15 protein-coding genes and 1 pseudogene are annotated in these 18,575 nt (G+C 71.5%); 4 read left to right on the top strand and 12 right to left on the bottom strand.

All coding sequences use genetic code 11. From position 1 onward, the window contains the following. Positions 1–63: 63 nt before the first annotated feature. Genes IOE58_RS08290 through IOE58_RS08300 form a run of 3 tightly spaced genes read right to left on the bottom strand, consistent with a single transcriptional unit; the run spans position 64 to position 3,317 of the window. Entirely contained in the window at positions 64–708 is a 645-nt protein-coding gene (locus IOE58_RS08290; RefSeq protein ID WP_193865927.1) for a M23 family metallopeptidase, read from the bottom strand. A gap of 43 nt (positions 709–751) precedes the next feature. Continuing rightward, entirely contained in the window at positions 752–1,666 is a 915-nt protein-coding gene (locus IOE58_RS08295; RefSeq protein ID WP_193865928.1) for an alpha-E domain-containing protein, read from the bottom strand. Beyond that, complete coding sequence (locus tag IOE58_RS08300; protein WP_193865929.1) at positions 1,656–3,317, bottom strand: circularly permuted type 2 ATP-grasp protein; 1,662 nt, start codon at positions 3,315–3,317, stop codon at positions 1,656–1,658. The genes IOE58_RS08295 and IOE58_RS08300 overlap by 11 nt, the downstream gene beginning before the upstream one ends. Before the next feature lie 106 nt (positions 3,318–3,423). Between IOE58_RS08300 and IOE58_RS08305 the strand changes: the two genes are divergently transcribed. Both IOE58_RS08305 and rpsT read left to right on the top strand, forming a co-directional pair. After that, the gene (locus tag IOE58_RS08305) at positions 3,424–4,071 is read left to right on the top strand and encodes a type II toxin-antitoxin system PemK/MazF family toxin (protein ID WP_193865930.1); all 648 of its coding nucleotides are present in this window, start codon (positions 3,424–3,426) and stop codon (positions 4,069–4,071) included. 253 nt (positions 4,072–4,324) lie between these two features. Continuing rightward, positions 4,325–4,591, top strand: a complete 267-nt coding sequence (gene rpsT, locus IOE58_RS08310) for a 30S ribosomal protein S20 (RefSeq protein ID WP_193865931.1) — start codon at positions 4,325–4,327, stop codon at positions 4,589–4,591. Positions 4,592–4,692: 101 nt separating this feature from the next. Here the strand turns inward: rpsT and holA are convergent, their stop codons facing one another. The 8 genes from holA to IOE58_RS08350 all read right to left on the bottom strand — a co-directional run bounded on the left by holA (position 4,693) and on the right by IOE58_RS08350 (position 15,852). Then, positions 4,693–5,679 carry a DNA polymerase III subunit delta gene (gene holA / locus IOE58_RS08315; protein WP_193865932.1) on the bottom strand — a complete coding sequence of 329 codons (987 nt, stop codon included), beginning with the start codon at positions 5,677–5,679 and terminating at the stop codon, positions 4,693–4,695. Positions 5,680–5,804: 125 nt separating this feature from the next. Further along, on the bottom strand, positions 5,805–8,156 hold the full coding sequence (locus IOE58_RS08320; RefSeq protein WP_193865933.1) for a ComEC/Rec2 family competence protein: 2,352 nt from the start codon (positions 8,154–8,156) through the stop codon (positions 5,805–5,807). A 9-nt stretch (positions 8,157–8,165) separates the two neighbouring features. Further along, positions 8,166–9,044: a ComEA family DNA-binding protein gene (locus IOE58_RS08325; protein WP_193865934.1), complete on the bottom strand. Its 879-nt coding sequence runs from the start codon at positions 9,042–9,044 to the stop codon at positions 8,166–8,168. Between the two features lie 153 nt (positions 9,045–9,197). Beyond that, positions 9,198–9,950, bottom strand: coding sequence for a vitamin K epoxide reductase family protein (locus IOE58_RS08330; RefSeq protein WP_193865935.1), 753 nt, complete (start codon positions 9,948–9,950; stop codon positions 9,198–9,200). A 6-nt stretch (positions 9,951–9,956) separates the two neighbouring features. Then, positions 9,957–10,958 carry an NAD-dependent epimerase/dehydratase family protein gene (locus IOE58_RS08335; protein ID WP_193865936.1) on the bottom strand — a complete coding sequence of 334 codons (1,002 nt, stop codon included), beginning with the start codon at positions 10,956–10,958 and terminating at the stop codon, positions 9,957–9,959. Then, positions 10,955–13,663 carry an alpha/beta fold hydrolase gene (locus tag IOE58_RS08340; protein ID WP_193865937.1) on the bottom strand — a complete coding sequence of 903 codons (2,709 nt, stop codon included), beginning with the start codon at positions 13,661–13,663 and terminating at the stop codon, positions 10,955–10,957. Before IOE58_RS08340 ends, IOE58_RS08335 begins: the two co-directional genes overlap by 4 nt. Then, positions 13,657–14,688 carry a 3-oxoacyl-ACP synthase III gene (locus tag IOE58_RS08345; RefSeq protein ID WP_193865938.1) on the bottom strand — a complete coding sequence of 344 codons (1,032 nt, stop codon included), beginning with the start codon at positions 14,686–14,688 and terminating at the stop codon, positions 13,657–13,659. Before IOE58_RS08345 ends, IOE58_RS08340 begins: the two co-directional genes overlap by 7 nt. A 126-nt stretch (positions 14,689–14,814) precedes the next feature. Beyond that, positions 14,815–15,852, bottom strand: a complete 1,038-nt coding sequence (locus IOE58_RS08350) for a sugar phosphate isomerase/epimerase family protein (protein ID WP_193865939.1) — start codon at positions 15,850–15,852, stop codon at positions 14,815–14,817. Positions 15,853–15,976: 124 nt separating this feature from the next. Here IOE58_RS08350 and IOE58_RS08355 point away from each other — a divergent pair. After that, positions 15,977–16,744: pseudogene (locus tag IOE58_RS08355) on the top strand (GNAT family N-acetyltransferase); the annotation flags it as partial. 604 nt (positions 16,745–17,348) lie between these two features. After that, on the top strand, positions 17,349–17,960 hold the full coding sequence (locus IOE58_RS08360) for a thymidine kinase (protein ID WP_193865940.1): 612 nt from the start codon (positions 17,349–17,351) through the stop codon (positions 17,958–17,960). A 157-nt stretch (positions 17,961–18,117) separates the two neighbouring features. On the opposite strand, the gene IOE58_RS08365 is transcribed toward IOE58_RS08360, so the two are convergent. Further along, entirely contained in the window at positions 18,118–18,519 is a 402-nt protein-coding gene (locus IOE58_RS08365) for a hypothetical protein (protein WP_193865941.1), read from the bottom strand. Positions 18,520–18,575 lie beyond the last annotated feature (56 nt).

Consider the following 18,575-nt stretch of genomic DNA (forward strand, 5'->3'; position numbering starts at 1 on the left):
GGGCACGGCGCGAGTGCTCACGCTCACCCGGCGAACCGTGCGATGCCCCGGGGCGCCGGCTGCTCACTCGCCTTCGATCACGGAGCCGTTGCGGGGAAGGCCGCCGGGGAAGGTGATGGGCAGTGCCCGGGCCCGGGTGGGATCTGCATCGTCCATCGCCTGCAGGTGCACGTGGGGCTCGGTGGAGTTGCCGGAGTTGCCGCACTGCGCGAGGACCTTCCCGCGGTGCACCTGCTGGCCTGGTCGGACCATCAGGCTGCCCTGCCGCAGGTGGCACAGGGCGAGGAACACGGCGGGGCCGGCGACGCCGGCGTCGGCCTCGATGATCACGTGGTTTCCAGCGAGTCCGGTCCAGCCTTCGGCCGCGCGTCGACGCTGGGTGAGCATGTAGCCCACCGAGGGCAGCCCGCGATGGGCGGCGTGATCCGGTTCGCCGTCGTGCGCGGCCCGCACGGTGCCGTCGATCGGGGCGCGGATCTCACTGCCGAAGCCGACGAAGTGCTCCGGTGCCTCCGGACGCAGGAACGACCGGAGGGTGTAGGCGCCGGAGCGCCCGTCCGCCCCCACCGGTGTGAGGTCGATGGACTGCTCCAGGGCATAGAGGCGCGTGCCGTGGCTGGGCATCCGGTCGGCCGGGCTGTTCTGCACCAGCCAGCGCCCGGGTCCGGGAACGCGCAGCGGAACGGGGGTGCGGGGTCTTCGTGCCATCACGTCCTCATCCGGGGTGCCGGGGTCGGTGGGGCCCGGCCGGTCAGGTGCCGGGCTCGAAGTACGTGCTCTTCAAGGCGCGGCTGACGGCGACGGTGACCCGCTGCAGCTGCTCCATCTCGGTGTCGAAGTCAGCGACGATGTCGTCCAGGGAGCGGTACCGCAGGCTGGCGGCGGCCCGGCCCACGATCCGGCGGGCCGGGTCCTCGGTGCCCATGCGGTCGAAGGAGCTGCCGTGCAGCTTGGCCAGGATGTCCAGGGCCTCGTCCAGCTCGATCAGGCAGTGCGCCGCCGAGCGGGGGAAGATCGAGTCCAGCAGCAGGAACTCGATGGCCCGTGCGGCGCGCACCCGGCCCCGGTAGGAGCGGATGTAGGCCTCGTGGGCGCTGCAGCTGCGCAGCAGCATCACCACGTTGCCGTCGGTGGCGTCCTCCAGGTCGTGGCCCTGCAGGATGCGGGCGACCATGTCCACGCGCTCCAGCAGTTGTCCCACCCGCAGGAACAGCCAGGCCTCGTCACGGGTCATCGAGGCATCGATCAGGCCGTTCACCACGGCGCAGCGGTCCTTGGCGAACTGGAAGGCGCCGTGCATCCGGGAGGGCCGCACCGAGCGGGCCATGCCGAGCGTGGTGGTGTTCAGCGACTCCCACACCTCGGTGGAGAGCACCTCGCGGGCACCCCGGGCGTTCTCACGGGCGGTCTGCAGGGCACCAGCGACGGAGGAGGGGTTCGTCCGGTCGGTCACCAGGCGGTCCAGCACCCGCTGGACGGTGTGGTCCTGCGGGTCCTGCGCTGAGGCGCCGAAGATCGAGTACACGTCCTTGCAGGCACGACCGACGTCGTGGGTGGCGTCCTCGGTGATCGACTGCAGGGACACATCGAGGATGCGGGCGGTCTGGTCCGCGCGCTCCACGTAGCGGCCGATCCAGAAGACGGCCTCGGCGATCCTACTGAGCATCGCTGTGCTCCTCCTGCTCGTCGGGGTCGGGCTGCACGTCGTGGTCCGGCTGGTCCTCGTCCTCCAGGTCGAGGATGGGGATGGCGGCGGTGACGGGTTCGGGCTCGGTGCCCAGCAGGTCCTCGTCCTCGTCGAAGGGCTCGTCCACCCCGGTCTGCTCGACCACGCGCACCTCGCCCTCCGGGGTGGAGACCTCCACCTGCGTGGGGGTCTGCGAGGCCAGCACCCAGGTGTCCTTCGAGCCGCCCCCGCGCGAGGAGTTCACGATCCTCTCTCCCTTGGGCAGTGCCACGCGGGTGAGGCCGCCGGGCAGCACCCACACGTCCTCCCCGCTGTTGAGGGCGAAGGGCCGCAGGTCCACGTGCCGCGGCTCGGGCCCCTCCTCCATCAGGGTGGGGATGGTGGACAGCTGCACGACGGGCTGGGCGATCCAGCCGCGCGGATCCTGCTCGAGGCGGGTGCGCAGCTCCTGCAGCTGGGCGTCGGTAGCAGCCGGCCCGATCACGATGCCCTTGCCGCCGGATCCGTCCACGGGCTTGACCACCAGCTCATCGAGGCGGTCGAGCACCTCGGCGCGGGATTCCGGTTCCTCCAGGCGCCAGGTGTCCACGTTGGGCAGCACCGGCTCCTCGCCCAGGTAGTACCGGATCATGTCCGGCACGTAGGTGTAGGTGAGCTTGTCGTCGCCCAGCCCGTTGCCGATCGCGTTGGCCACGACCACGTTGCCGGCCAGGATCGATCTCACCAGGCCGGGCACGCCCAGCATGGAGTCGGGGCGGAACACCTCGGGGTCGATGAAGTCGTCGTCGGTGCGCTTGTAGATGACGTCCACGCGGCGCAGGCCGGCGGTGGTGCGCATGTAGATGCGGTCGTTGCGCTCGACCAGATCGCTGGCCTCGACCAGGTCCACTCCCATGGTGCGCGCCAGCAGCGAGTGCTCGAAGTAGGCGCTGTTGTACCGCCCGGGGGTGAGCACCACCACCGTGGCCTCCTCCCCCACGGCGTGCGGTGCCGCGGCCTGCAGTGCGGCCAGCAGACGGCCGGGGTACTCACTGACCCGCCGCACGGGCCGATGGGAGAACAGCTCGGGGAAGCCCTGGGCCATGGCGCGGCGGTTGGACAGCACATAGCTGACACCGCTGGGGGGGCGCACGTTGTCCTCGAGCACCCGGAAGCCTCCGGAGCCGTCGCGCACCAGGTCGATGCCGGAGATGTGGATGCGCACCCCGTTGGGCGGGCGGTAGCCCTGCACGGCATCGACGATGTAGGTGGAGGAGTCCAGCAGCGACCCCGGCACCACACCGTCGGCCACGGCTCGACGATCCGTGTACACGTCGTCGAGGAACGCCTCCAGGGCACGTACCCGTTGCTCGATGCCGGTGGAGACCAGCGCCCATTCCTCGGCGGCGATGACCCGCGGGATGGCATCGACCGGGAAGGGACGCTCCTCACCCGCGTAGTCGAAGGTGACACCCTGATCGAGATAGCTGGACGCCAGCGTCTCCGAACGGGACCGGAACTCCTCCAGCCCCAGGCCGGACAGGGCCTCGTGGAGGAATCCGTACGTGGACCGCACGTGGCCGTCCGGCGCGAACATCTCGTCGCCGTCGCCTGCGGCGTCGTACTCCTGGAAGAGGGTGTTGCCTGGCATGGCCCCATCTAACACCGTCATCACACGAGGCACGTCCTGGCCCGTCAGCATGATGGCGGGGGCCGTTGCACACTAGGGGGACGAACCGTCCGGAGAGGTGAACCCCATGTCATTCGGATCCCGTCTGAGCTCCCTGCTGCGCACCGCCGCGCGCTCCCCCGCGGTGCGCCGCACGGCGCGTGACCTGGGCCGGGCCGCGGTGCGCTCGGTCTCCGAGACGCGCTCCGGCCGCTCCGGGTCGGCCGCGCGGCGGCGCGCGAACGATCATGGGGGCGAAGCGGGAGTGTCCACCGCGACAGCATCGGCCCTCGCCGACCGTGACGGCTCGGCGCCTCTGGCGATCACGTACGCGCCGCGGCTGGACGGCCACCCGGATCCCGGGGAGATCGTGTGGGCGTGGGTGCCGTACGAGGAGGACCTCTCCCGCGGCAAGGACCGTCCCGTGCTGGTGCTCGCGGAGGAGGATGCTCGCGCGGGCGGCCGCGACGGCGAGGGCGCGGTGCTGGTGGCCCTGATGCGCACCTCCCGTGACCGCGCCGAGAACGACGGGGTGCACGTTGACGAGCACGGCGCCACCTGGATCGACGTGGGATCGGGATCCTGGGACAGCAAGGGGCGACCCAGTGAGGTGCGGGTGGACCGGCTGCTGCGGCTGAGCCCGCAGGCGGTGCGGCGCGAGGGATCGCGCCTGGCTGAGGACCGCTTCGACCGGGTGGCGGCGGCCGCGCGCGAGGTCCACGGATGGGACGGATGACACGTCACCGGGGCAGTGCCGCTGATCAGCGATTCTGGTAATGTCGACGCTCGTATGTGTGACATACCGTTCGGTGTGCGCATGCTGGAGGCCCCACCGTGTCAGGGTTCGCCGGTAGGTGCGACCCGGGCGAGTACCCGCGGCAGCGACCCGGTACCGACGTCTCCAGGCGAACCCCACCGCCCGTCCCCGTCGGCAGCGGTCCTCGGCCGCCGCGGATGTTCCACCTCCACAGCACAAGAGAGAAGTCTTCGTGGCAAACATCAAGTCCCAGATCAAGCGGAACAAGACCAACGAGAAGGCGCGCCTGCGCAACCGTGCGGTCAAGTCCGAGCTCAAGACCTACGTGCGCAAGGTGCGCACCGCCGCCTCCGCCGGTGACGCCGAGGGCGCCGCCAAGGCCCTGAAGGATGCGTCCCGCAAGCTGGACAAGGCCGTCTCCAAGGGCGTCATCCACAAGAACCAGGCCGCCAACCGCAAGTCGGGCCTGGCCAAGCTGGTCTCCAAGATCAGCGCCTGAACGACTCCGGTCAGCCCCTGAGCTGAACCACTCGAGCCCCGTACGCCACCGGCGTGCGGGGCTCGTCGCATGCCGGGGGGATGCGCCCGGGGGCGGTGACCTCAGCGCGCCCGGCGGGCGCGGCCGATCTCGATCACCATGTGCTGGACGGACCAGCGGGGGTCACGGCCAGCCCCCTTCACCTCGTGATCGGCGCGGGCCACGGCCTCCAGGGCCCGGGCCAGCGAGCGGTCGTTCCAGGCGCGGGCGTCACGGCTGAGGTTGCGGATCATCCAGTCAGGCATGCCGAGACTGCGGGCGTTCGCGCCGGGGGTGGTCACCTTGGCCAGCGATCGCATCTTGGAGGCGATCGCGGCGACGATGGGGACCGGGTCGGCCCCGGCCAGCTGAGCCTGCTGCAGCAGTTGGAGGGCTTCGCGCTCCCGGCCGGCGATCGCGGCATCGGCCACGGCGAAGGCGGTGGACTCCACACGGCCAGCGGTCACCTGGCGCACGTCCTGCAGGGTGAGGGGCTGCGCCTGCGTGCCCTCGTCGGGGGTGGTGTCCTCGATCAGCTGGCGGCTCATCGCGGCGAGCTCGGCCAGGTCTGTTCCGAAGGCGTCGACCAGGGCGGCCACGGCCTCGGGCTGGATGCGGCGGCCGGCCCGTGCGAACTCGGCCGCCACGAAGGCCTGCTTGTCGCCGACGCGCTTGAGCGGATCGGCCGGGACGCGGGGCACGCCCGCCTTCTTCAGGGTGTCCAGCAACTTCTTGCCGCGGTTGCCGCCGCGGTGCACGAGCACCAGGGTGACGTCGTGCTCAGGGGCGGGGATGTACGCGAGGATCTCGGTGATCAGCGACTCGGGCGCGGCCTGCAGCTCGGGCACGATCACCATGCGCGGCTCCCCGAACAGGGAGGGGCTGGTGACCTGGGAGAGGGACCCGGCGGTGATGGTCTCCGCAGTGAGCTCGTGGAAGGCAACGGCATCGTCCTGCTCCCGGGCCAGGGAGCGCAGCCGTTGCACGGCGCGTTCGGCGATCAGCGATTCGGTGCCGTGGACCAGCACGATCGGGGCGAGGGCGACGCTGTGCCACTCGACATCGCTCACGGGCACTCCTTCACAACGGGACGTGGCGATCCTATCGGGCGGGTGCGACAGCCGGGATCGCAGAAAGCGGTAGACGCGGGGCGGAGGCGCGGCGGGCCGCTGGCTCGAAAGGATGGCCGGCCCCGTCATCGGGGTGGTCCGACGGACAGCGGCTCGTCGATGGCATCGGCCGGGAGGATCACGGTGCCGTGCCTGTCCGTGCGCACCACCTGCGCGCCCACGTCGCCCAGCAGGTCCAGGGCATGGTCGGTGGGGTGACCGAAACTGTTCTCCTTCCCCACCGTGACCAGTGCCAGCTCAGGGGCGAGGTGCTCGTACAGTCCCGCATCCTGCCGCCGTGAACCGTGGTGGGCCACCTTCACGATGCGCGCGGGCCCCGGTACCGTCGCGGCGAGCTCTCGCTGGGCAACGGGTTCGAGGTCCCCGAGGGACACCAGGCGGGTGCCGTCAGGCCAGGTGGCCGAGACCACCACCGAGCAGTCGTTGGCGGCGTCCCCCTCCCCCGAGCCGTCCTCCCGCAGCGCCGCGGATTCCGCGGCCCGCGCCGAGGGCGGCCACAGCACCTCGAGCACGAGACCGTCCTGCTGCCAGGTCTCCCCTGCGACGACGGAGCTGACCATGTCACCGGCGGCCACGTCCCGCGTTGCGTGGGGCAGCGGGCACACCCACTGCTCGGCGGGGGCCCGTTCCCCGGTGAGGGCGCTGCGGCCTCCCGTGTGATCGGCGTGTGGGTGGGTGAGGATCAGCAGGTCGATCGCGTCGACGTGCAAGCGGTTCAAGCAGTCCCGCAGTGGTTCCGGCTCCGGGCCGGTGTCGATCAGTACGGTGGATCCACCGCTGCGCAGCAGCACGGCATCGCCCTGCCCCACTGCGCAGGCAGCGACGCTCCACTCCTTCCCGGCCCGACCGGGCAGAAGGGGAGCGAGCGCCGGGGCTGTCCCCGCGACCAGGAGCGCCGCCATCACCCAGCGCACGGTGCGGGATCGCCGCCCCGCCACTGCGACCGCAGCAACGGCGAGGGCGGCGATGGCCAGGAGCACTCCTGGCGTTCCCTCGGGAACGGGGATGCGGGAACCGGGCAGAGCATCGGCGGTGCCGGCGATGAGCAGGACCACGTGAGCACCGCCCGCGGCGATCGTGTTGAGAAGCTGCGCGGCGGCTGGCCAGACGGGACCCAGCAGCAGTGCGATCACGCCGATCACGGTGGTGGGGCCGACCACCGGACCCACCAGCATGTTCACCGGCACGGCCCAGGCGGAGACCTCAGGGGCCAGGGTGATCAGGATCGGGGTGACAGCAAGCTGCGCCACCAGCGGCACGGCCAGCACCAGGGCGGGTACCCGACTGACCCTCTCGCCAGTCGCCTCGGTGATCGCGTTTGCGAGGGGCGGTGCAGCGATGAGGATCGCCCCGGTGGCGAGGGCGGAAAGAGCGAAGCCGATGGATGCGGCGGTGACCGGATCCAGGACGGACCACAGTGCGACCGTGAGGGCCAGTGCTGCGACCGGTGAGGCTCTCACCCCCGCGAACCTGGCGATCAGAACCGGCGCAGCCATGGTGGCGGCGCGCTGCACACTGGGCTCCTCCCCCACCAGGAACACGTACCCGGCCATGGCGATGCCGGCGATCATCAGGCGCGGGCGCCTGCGCACCCCGGCCAGCAGCAGGGGCGCGATCACCGCGGCGAGGATCAGCGCTATGTTCGCGCCGGAGACCGCCACCAGGTGCGAGATGCCGGCGCGCTGCATGATCTCCTCGCTGCGCTGCCCGAGGCCGTGGGTGTCCCCCGAGGTCATGCCGCGCACCAGGGCGGCCTCATCGGCCGGGAGATGGGCGGTGTTCTCCCGGGCGAGGTCCCGCAGCCGGTGACGCAGGTGCTGCGCGGTGGCCGAGATCCCGGTGTCAGGGATGGGCCGTGCCTCGGTGACGCTCAGCACCAGCAGACCGCCGGAGCTGCGGACGGTCCCGCGCACCCACACGTCCTGGCCCCCGCGCACCTGGCCCAGGGCAGCCTGGGACTCCTCGCCGGAGGAGCGCACCAGCACCGGCACGGAGGCGGGCACGCTCCCCTCCTCGGCGCCGATCCGTACCCTCGCAGGGATCGTGCGGGCCATCATCTGCAGACCTGAGCGGGACCATTCCGGTCCGCTGCTGGGTGCCGCCGGATCAGCGCGGGCCGTGACGGCCAGCTGGACGACCAGCCCTTCCTCGGCCGCAGTGTGCAGGGCGCGGCTGGTCTCATCGTGGCGCAGCAGCACGGGGAACAGCAGCACCCCTGCCAGTGCTACCACGGCCAGGTGCGCGAACAGGATGTGGGTGATGGCTCGCCGCGGGATCACCACGATGGCCGCCAGCACGCTCGAGCACAGCACCGCGCACGCCGCGATGGCCGCCTGTGCACCGAGCAGGATGCCGACCGCGGCGAGGCTCCAGATGGCCGCGGCGCTGGGCAGCAGGCGCAGATCGTTCCACCGCATCGATCGCCCTCATCCGCTCACGGTGGCCTGGTCGCGGATCTTCTCCAGGGTGGCCGGTCCGATGCCGGAGACCTCCATCAGGTCGTCCACCGAGCGGAAGGGGCCATTGGCCTCCCGGTGGTCGATGATCCGCTGGGCGATTGCCGGTCCCACGCCGGGCAGTTCCTCCAATTGGGATGCATTGGCAGTGTTGATGTCGATCAGGACATCTCTCGAGGTGCCGCCGGCCCCGCTGCCCGGGGAGCCGCCCGTGCCTGGTGCCTGCCCCAGCTCCGGGGCTGCCGCAGGTGGCGGTTCCTCGCCCGGCAGCGGGAGGTGGATCTGCTCACCGTCCGCAACGGGGCGGGCCAGGTTCACCGCCGCCAGGTCCGCTTCGGGCGCTGCTCCGCCGGCGGCATCGACCGCATCCTGCACCCGGGCGCCCAGCTCGAGCCGGACCACGCCAGGATTCTCCACGGCACCGGAGACATGGACCACGACCTCGGAGGGCGCCTGATCCTCGGCCCGCTCGCCCCCTGCAGTTCCGCTGGCCTCCTCCGACGAGGCATCAGGATCGTGAGCGCCCGGAGGCTGCGAGTCCGCATCGTCGGTGGTCGCGTCCCCGCTCGACCCTCCAGCCGCCGGGGAGGGATCGGCGGTCTCGGACATGCTCACCGGGGAGCGCTCCTCCAGCGGCACGGCAGAGCCGGCGGACCCCAGGTGGATGGCGCCCGCGGCGATCAGGACCAGCACCGCGATGCCCACCAGGGACGACGGGCTGGGCGCCGGGAGCGACAGTCGACGCGCTGGCGTCTCGGCCCTGTGATCCACGTGCTCGACGAGCGGCTCTCCACCGCGTCGATGCCGCCCGGGCCGGTTGCGCAACGGCCGTCCGTGTCCTGCTCCCATGGGTCCGACGCTAGGGACTCGGCACCGCCCTCACGGGACTACGGCCGCTGATGGGGAGAACCCGTCATTGGGGAGGAACCTCACCGGCGTGGGAGACAGGTCTTCCCGCACTGCGCGCGTATGCGACCTCGCTGGGGGCCGACTCGCCGCTCATCAGCCGATGCCGAGGGTCGCCATCCACTGGCCCCAGAAGGCGATCAGGATCACCAGGGCCACCAGCAGGTACCAGGCCAGGGTGAGCAGCACCCAGCGGCGCAGGATCCCCGCCAGCGGACCGGGCAGTCGCAGGTCGCCGCTCTCCACGGTGTGGGCGAGGGTCGCGAAGAACATGGGGGCGGTGGCGACCCACACCACCATGCACCACGGGCACAGAGTGCGTATGATGACGATCGCGGAGAACGCCAGGAAGTGCACGAAGGCGAAGGCGAAGGTCATCCCGCCCAGCCGTGCCCAGCGCATCCACGGGGGCAGGGTGGTGCCGCTGAGCATCAGCGCACCGAGCACGCCCATGATGGCGAAACCGCCCAGCCCGATCGCCATGTTGGGGATGCCGAAGGCCTCGGCCTGCCAGGTCATCATCACGGTGCCGCAGGAGATGAACGGGTTGATGTCGCAGGCGAGGGTGGCGCCGGGGTTGGACAGCAGGTACAGCTTGTCCACCAGCAGGTTCAGCGCTGCGATCCAGCCCACCAAGCCGCCGATCAGCAGCACCGCACCGGTCAGTGCAGTGCTGGCGCGGGGCTTGGCGCGGCGCTCGGCCGCGAGCTCCGCGTCGATCTCCGCGATCAGTGCGGCATCGTCCTCGGCCCGGGTGCCGGCCGGCTCCGTACCCGTGCCATCCTGCTCGGCACGGGGGCCGGCCTGGTCCTGGGCCCGGTTCTGGTTCTGGTTCAGGCTCTGGTTCATCAGGGGCTATTGTGCACCCACGACGGGGTGAGCGCGATACCAGTCCGCGAGTCGTTCGAATCCCTCGTCGATGCTGACGGCCGGGCTCCACTGGAGGCGCTCGCGGGTGCGGCGCTGGTCGAACCAGTGCGCGGTGGACATCTGCTCGGCCAGGAACTCCGTCATCGGCGGTTCGTCGGCCCCGGGGCGGATCTCCCACAGCCGTTCCACCACGCGCCCGGCCGCGCGGGCCACCGAGCCGGGGACCTTGATGCGGGGCCGCGGGACCCCGGCGGCGTCGCACCAGCCGTTGAACACGTCCCGCACGGTGCGGGGCTCGCCGTTGGTGACCACGAAGCTCTCGCCGTGGACGTCCTCGATGCGGTCCAGAGCCGCCACGATCGCGTCCGCGGCGTTGGTGACGTAGGTGGTGTCGATCAGCGCCATGCCGTCGTCCAGCAGGGGCAGGCGGCCGCTGCGGGCGCGGTCCACGATGCGCCCGACGAGCTGGGTGTCCCCCGGACCCCACACCACGTGGGGGCGGATGGAGGTCACCAGCAGGCCGTCGCGGCCGTCGGCCTCCATGGCCAGCAGCTCGGCGGCGGCCTTGGTGCGGGCGTAGGGGCCGCGGGCGTGCTCGGGATCCGCAGGCGTCGCGCCCAGGCCGACGATCGCGGTGCCCAGGTGAGCGACCGACGGAGACGACACGTTGACCAGCTGGCCGCCGCCCTGAGCACGCAGGGCGCCGACCACGTTGCGGGTGCCGCCGATGTTGATATCCCGGTACTCGCTCTCCGGACCGGAGATGGACACCTTCGCGGCCAGGTGGATGACCGCATCGCAGCCGTCCGCCGCACGGCGCACGTCCTCCGCGCTGGTGAGGGAGCCGTTGACGTCGGTGACCCCGTCGATGCCGGCGGGGCGGCGCTGGAAGGCGCGCACCTCCTCACCGCGGTCGCGCAGGGCGGTCGCCACGGCACCGCCCAGCATCCCGGAGGCGCCGGTGACCAGGATCCTGCGGCCGCTCACAGTGCCTCCGCCCGCTCGCCGCGCAGGGTCTGCTCCGACCAGCGCGACAGTGCCGCCCGGTCGATCTTGGAGTTGTGGCGGATGTCGGTGGGCAGGGCACGGGTGGTGAACACCGCGGTGACCTCCACACCAGCGCGCTCGCGCACGGCACGGCGCACGGCCTCCTGCAGGGAGGTCTCGGCCGGCCGGGGCCGCCCGGGCGCACCGGGGCGGTAGCCGTCCTCGGTCTCCAGGATCACCACCACCTGCTGGGTGCCACGCGGGCCCACCACCGCGGCGCCGGCACGGCGCACGGTGGGCACGGTCTCGGCTGCGTCCTCCACCTGCACCGGGGTGAACAGTCCGTCGGCGGTGGCCAGCACGTGGGCCGCACGGCCCTCCACCCACAACCGCCCGTCAGCGTCGAGATGGCCCACGTCGCCGGTGGCGTGCCATCCTTCGAAGCGCATGGCGCTGCGGGTGGTGCCGTACAGCATCAGGTAACGGTCGCGCACGTGGGGGGCGCGGATCAGGATCTCGCCGGTGACATCCGCGCGGTCGGTGATCTCCCCGGTGGTCTCCCCCTCGGCGTCCATGGCGGCGATGGCGACCTGGACGCGGCTGACGGGCCTGCCCACGCACACTCCGGCGCCGGGGCCCGCGTCCTCGATGCCCTCGAGGTCGATGGCGGTGGCGACCAGGCACTCGGTCATGCCGTACGGGGTGAGGGCCCTCGCATTCGGCATCAGGCCCCGCAGCTCCCGCAGCATGTGCGCGGCGATCGGCGCACCGGCGGAGAAGAAGCTGGGCACACGCGCCAGGGCGGCCCGGCCCGCATCGTCCAGCTCAGAGGCGGTGCTCAGGATGTTCCGCAGAGCGGCGGGCGCGGTGAACACGGCCGGGGAGCCGAGGGCGTCGACCGCGTTGGCCAGGGCGCTCGCGGTGAGCTCCCCGGGACGGGTGATGTCCATGTCGGGCACCACGCTGGGGGCACCCAGGGCCGGGCCCAGCAGCGCGAAGGGCGCGAAGCCCGCGACCAGGCCACGCTCGGGGTCCAACTGCAGAGTGTCGCCCACCGCGGTGAACATCGCGGACATCTGGCGGTGGGTGTACACCGCCCCCTTGGCGGGCCCGGTGGAGCCGGAGGTGAACAGGATCGCCGCATCGACCTCGGGATCGGGCCAGGGGGCGTCCAGCGGGGCACCCAGGTCCCGCATCTGCGAGCCGGAGGCGGCCAGCTGTGCGACGGAGGTCTCCACGCCCAACACGGTGCGGTCCACTGTGGGCAGCTGGGCCACGCTGATGCGGCGGCCGGGCCAGCCCAGGGCGCGAGCGCCGACCAGCGCCCGGTTGATGCCGATGATCCAGTCCGGATGGGATCCGATCACGGCGCGGGTGAGGCCATCGGTGCCCAGGCCGGCATCGGCGATCACGGCGACGGCGCCGATGCGCAGGCAGGCGTACAGCACGCCGGTGAGGTCAGCCCCGGGAGTGATGAGGATCGACACCCGGTCCCCCGGCCGGATGCCGTGGGCGAGCATGCCGGCGGCGATGTCCTCCACGCGGCGGTTCAGCAGCGACCAGGAGATCTGGCGGCGCTCGCCGTCGGGTCCGGACAGCTCCACCACGGCCGGGCGGTGGGCATGGGCGGGATCGGCGGCGAGACGGCCGATGGGCTCGCCGACGTACCGCTCGGGGGCCTGCTCGGCATAGGTGGACACGGCGCGGCGGGAGCGCTGCTGAGGATCGGCGATGTCCACGCGGCGTGCGCGGTCCTCGGTGCCGAAGGTGTCCTGGAGCCATCCGGCCACCAGCGTGGACACATCGGCGTCCTCCCACACCAGGTGGGAGGCCTCCTCGAAGCGGTGCACGTCCGCGTGGGGCACCCGCTCCAGCAGGTCGCGCAGGTAGCGGTCGGAGAAGGTGATGTCGCGCGGGCCCCAGGCGAACAGGGTGGGCACGTGCAGTTCACGGATGCCCTCGGCGAGCCGCTCGAGGGTGGCGCGGGAGGGGTGGGAGGCATCCGCCGGGATGTCGGCCACGAAGGTCTCGATGCCCTTGCGGCGGGCGCGGCTGCGGTAGGGCGCCAGGTACGCGTCCTGCACCTCGGCGGGAAGTGCTGGCTTGGACAGCGACAGCGTGGTGCGCAGGAACGTGTCGGTCAGGGAGGTGGAGGCGGGCAGGAAGGCGGGGGTGGTCGCCAGCTGCAGCGCCTTGGGCAGGCTCTCCCCGATCTCCTGATGGATGCCGGTGTTGGTGAGGATCATGCCCACCACGTCGTGGCGGTTGTCCAGCGCCCATCCGGTGGAGATGATCCCGCCCCAGTCGTGGCCCACGGTCACCACCGGCCCGCGCAGGGACAGGGCGTCGGTGAGCAGGGACAGGTCGGTGATGCGGTCCTGCAGGCGGCGGGTGACGCCGGTGCGTTCGGACCAGCCCATCTCCAGCTGGTCCACGGCGATCACACGCCAGGGGATGTCCTCGCGCACCAGGCTGCGGTACAGGAAGGAGTAGGTGGGGTTGCCGTGCACGGCCAGCAGAGTGCCGCGGGGGGTGACGCCCCGCTCGGCGAGCAGGGGCGCGGAGTCCAGCAGATGCCAGCGGCGCATCTCGCCGGCGTGGTCGCGCACCTCGAGGGTGCGGGAGATGCGGGGGTCCACGCCGGGCATGGCGGGGACCTCGGGGATCTGGGCGCGGCGTCGGCCCTTGGGGGTCGTGCTCACCATTCCACCTCCATGAAAGCGGTGTTCAGTCCGGAGCCCACGCCGAGCAGCAGCACCCGCTCGCCGCGGGCGATGTTCTGCTGGTGGTTCGCCAGGGTCATCGGCACGGCTTCGGCGGCGATGTTCCCCCAGTCGGGGAAGGAGACCGGGATGCGCTCCATCCCCACTCCGGTGATCTTCGAGAAGTTGCGGGTGTACACCATGGACACCTGATGCGGGATGACGTGCTCGATGCTGCGGAAGTCCAGGCCGGCGTCATTGGCGTCCTTCCAGGTGTCCAAGATCAGGGCGATGCCGTTCTCCAGCAGGCCCGAGGAGTCGGTGCGCATGTCCTGCATGTTGGCCACGCACAGCTCGTGGTGCTGGGTGCCGGCGCGGGACTGCGTGAGCTTGAGGCGGTGCCCCTCGGGATGCTTGTCGCTGGGGCCGATCACGGCGGCGGCCGCCCCGGAGCCCAGGGTGAGGGAGGCGAACTGGTTGTTGAAGTCGGCGCGGGTGGCGGTCTTGGAGTTCAGGCGGTCGATGGTGCCGCGCTGCACCTCCTCGACGTCCTCGGCACCGACGATCAGCGCGTACTGGATCTGCCCGGCGTCGATCATCCCGGCGGCCATGCTCATGGCGTTGACGAAGCCCAGGCAGGCGTTGGTGATGTCGAAGTTCATGCAGCTGGTGGGCATGCCCAGCGAGTGGTGGATGGCGGTGGAGACGGCCGGCTCGAGATAGGGGCGGGACACGGAGGCGTTGATCATCAGGCCCACCTGGTTGCGGGTGATGCCGGCATTGGCCATGGCGCGCTCGGCGGCGCTGACCACGCCCTGCCGCCAGCCGTTGTGGGAGTCCTGCCACCAGCGCCGCTCGTACACCCCGGCCACGCGCTGCAGCACACCGCGGGGAAGGCGCAGACGCTTGCGGGCGGGAGTGAGCATCTCGTCGATCTCGTCGGAGGTGACCGTCACGGAGGGCAGAGTCATCTCCACCGAGAGCAGTGAGGCGTTCCTGTGGACGAATTGCGTGTTCCCGTTCCCCATCAGCGTGCACTACCTCGTTCTTCGTCGTGTCTTGAACCGCGGCGCCCATTGTCCCACCGCTTCCCTGTGACCGGCTCACGGGTGTCCGATCACACGTCGGGCAACAGTTCTCGTCCCGTCGGCGGCTCACACCTCGGTGCCGGAGCCCACCGTGTCCGCTGCCGTGGCGTCCTTGGAATCCCGGCCGACCTGAGCATTCCGGCCGTCCTGGGCGTCCTCGAGGTGGTGCCCCAGGTGGTGGCGCGCGAACAGCAGGCACTGGCGCAGCACCTGCTCACGCTGCCCCTCTTTGCGGTACGGGCGCGTGTTGACCTCCACCAGCACCGAGCCGCCCCAGCCGCTGTTGGCCAGGCGCCGCAGCACCTCCGCGCAGGGCTGGTTGCCCTCCCCCGGGGGCAGGTGCTCGTCTTTGGTGGAGTTGCCGGAGCCGTCGGCCAGGTGCAGGTGGGTCAGGCGCTCCCCGAGGCCCTCGATCAGCACCAGGGCGTCGTCCCCGGCGGTCGCGGCGTGGGAGAGGTCAACCGTCACGTGCGCGTAGTCCTCGTCAGTGGGGTCGTGATCGGGAAGGTACACCATCACCTCGCGCACTCCCAGGCGCCACGGGTACATGTTCTCCACCGCCACCGCGACCCCGTAGCGCTCCTCGATCTCCGCGACGCCGTGCACGAACTCCCTCGCGTAGGAGCCCTGCCAGCGGAACGGCGGGTGTGCCACCACGGTCGGCACCTCCAGCTCCACGGCGAGCTGGACGGTGCGCTCGATCTTGACCCAGGGGTCGCCGCCCCACAGCCGCTGCAGGAAGAACAGCGTGGGCGCGTGCAGGGACAGGATGGGCTGCTGGTAGCGCCCCACGTACGCCCGCAGCTTGTCCGGGTCCTGCGAGTCCTCGGGGTAGGAGACCATCACCTCCACGCCGTCGTAGCCGATGCTCTGGGACAGGCGGAAGCACTCCTCCACCCCGGCAGGGAACACGGAGGAGGTGGACAGCCCCACGGGGATGTGCCGCTGCGGCCGCTGCTGCTCACTGCGCAGATCACCCTCCCTCAGGCGCCGCGAGAGGTTCTCGCGGGCGCTGCGCTGCGCACTGTTGGGGCGGGTGTAGGGCTTGCGCGCCCCGTTGCGGGGCGCGCTGTCGGATGTGCCGCGCTCACGACGTGGGTTCACAGTTCCTCCTCGACGCTCGGATGCGTCCCTGTCAGTATGCCGCGCACGCGGGGCCGGTGGGCGGGCCGGGAGGCACAGGCTGTCGTGGCCGCACCCCGGCCGGGGCCGCGCCTAGACTCGCCCCATGCGAGTACGTGACCTGAGGGCCGAGGACGCCCGCGCCTACCGGGCGCTCAGCACAGGAGCCTTCGGCGGGCGCGAACCGGCCGAGTCACCACGGCCGTTCAACCCGGCCGAGACCGCGATCGGCATCGATTCCTCCTCCCTGCCCGGCGGTGTCGACGGAGTGATCGCGGCCGGTGCCCGCATCCGCCACGACCGCATCGCCGTCGGAGGCGGGGTCGCCGCGTGCGGGGGGATCGGCGGTCTGGCGGTGCATCCAGCGCACCGAGGCAACGGACTGTTCGGCCCCCTGCTCACCGCGGTGATCGCGCGCTGCCAGGGAGAGGGCATGGCCTTCTCGATGCTGTACCCCTCCAATCCCGCGCTCTACCGCCGCTACGGGTACCAGGAGGTGGCTCGGGAGACCGAGGTTCAGGTGCCGCTCGGAGACCTGCAGCGACTGCGCCCCGTGGGCGACAGGCGCCTGGTCCCTGTCACCGAGCGGACCATGCCGCGCCTGCGCGCCCTGTACCGGGAGCTGACCTGCGAGGACAACGGCATGCTGCTGCGCGAGGGGCCACTGTTCCCCGAGGGCGTGCCGGGCGATGGCTGGTCGGCGCTGCTGCTGGAGGACGTCGACGGCCGCGACCACGGCTACATCTCCTGGACCCGTGCGGCCGACCACACCTCCGAGGAGGGCCTGGAGGTGCACGAGATCCTCGGCCGCACCCGCGAGGATCTCACCGCCCTGCTGCGCTCCCTGGGCTCCTGGTCCACGGTCACCTCCACCGCACGCCTGCGGCTGCGCACGGAGGACCCGGTGTTGAACGTGCTGCCCAGCGGCAGGCTGCGCCCGGCCCCCGACATGCCCGGCATCGTGATGATGCGGGTGATCGATACGGCCGCGGCGCTCGAGGCCAGGCCCGCGCCCGATGGCCTCGAGGGCGCGATCCTGCTGACGGTCGAGGACCTCACCGTTCCGGAGGGCACCTGCCGGGCCGCCGGCAGCTGGAAGGTCCGGGCGGCAGGTGGACGCATCACCGCCGATCCTCTCCCGCAGTCCTCGGCCGACCCGGCGGCCGGCCCCTCGTCGGGGACCGAGGGGCTGGTGGGTGTGGTGCGCCTGGACATCCACGCCGCCTCGCTGCTGCTGACCGGCGGACGCACCGTGGCCGACGCCCGCCGCCTGGGCCTGGGCGCTGATGCCGATCCCGCAGCCGGGCGCTTCCTCGACGCCCTGCTGGCGGGCCCCCCCCTCGGTGCTGGATGCGTTCTGACCCGCCCGCCTCCTCTGCCCCGCACGCCTCCTCTGCCCCGCACGCCTCCTCTACCCCGCCTGCGCCCCCAGACCCGCACCAGTCCCACCGCACCCTCGACCCCTGGAGCACTCCCGCATGGCCAAGCTGCACTTCAAGTACGGAGCGATGAACTCCGGGAAGTCCGACACGCTGATCAAGACCGCGTACAACTACGACGAGCGGGGCCTTGCCACGATCACCGTCAAGCCCGCCCTGGACACCAAGGGCGAGGACTGGGTGGTGGCCCGCGGCGGTGCGAAGCGCCAGGTGGACGTGCTCGCCGCCCCCGGGGAGGACATCCGCTCCCACATCCACACCGTGGCCGATGACAAGGGCCTGCGCCCCCTTCACTGCGTGCTGGTGGACGAGTCGCAGTTCCTGGAACCCGCCCAGATCGACCAGCTGTTCCGCATCGCCAAGGAGGACGGCATCTCGGTGATCTGCTACGGGCTGCGGGCCGACTTCCGCACCCGCACGTTCCCCGGTGCCCTGCGCCTGTTCGAGCTGGCCGACAACATCGAGAAGCTGCCCACCATGTGTCGCTGCGGTTCCCAGGCCGAGTTCAACTGCCGCGTGGTGGACGATCGTCATGTGTTCGAGGGCGATCAGGTGGCCATCGACGACGGGGCCGCCGTCACCTACGAGTCGCTGTGCGGGGCATGCTTCATGCGCGAGCAGGAGGACGCCGGGGTGCACGTGCTGGGCTGACCTCACCCCCGCGAGGGCCCGGGCCCGATCGCACGGCATCGGGTGTCCGCGCTGGCCGCGCGGGCACGCAACCGGGGCAGGCGGGGGGCGGACGCAGTGACGGGGCGGTGCCGGATGATCCGGCACCGCCCCGTCGTCGTCCTGGGAACGGGAGCGCTCAGGAGCTGAGCGGACGGTCCTCGCCCACCTCGGCGTCACCGCCTGCGGTCGCAGTGTCCTCGGAGGCCTCGTTCAGCGATGCCTCCTTCTCCTCGTCCTGCTTCGCGCTCTGCTTCTCCGCCTTCTTCTCGGAGACGCGCTCCTTGGCGCCACCGGCCAGGCCGGCGGCCTTCTCCTTGGCGCTCTCCGCAACGCCGGGGGCCTTGTCCTTCACGGTCTCCGCGGCGTCATGCGCTGCCTTCCCGGCGGTATCCCGGGCCTGGGCGGCCTTGCGCTGGACCTCGGGATCCTCGACGATCTGCCGAGCGGTGCGCTCGAGCGACTCGTAGGGGCCGCGGCCCATGCGGGAGCCGACGACGAAGCCGATGGTCAGACCGGAGATGAACAGGAACCTCTTCACGGGGTGCCTCCTACGTTCGGGGATCGTGTCGCGTGCATCGTCCCACACATCCATGT

The sequence above is a fragment of the Brachybacterium epidermidis genome (assembly GCF_015209585.1).
In the GTDB taxonomy this organism is placed as follows: domain Bacteria; phylum Actinomycetota; class Actinomycetes; order Actinomycetales; family Dermabacteraceae; genus Brachybacterium; species Brachybacterium epidermidis.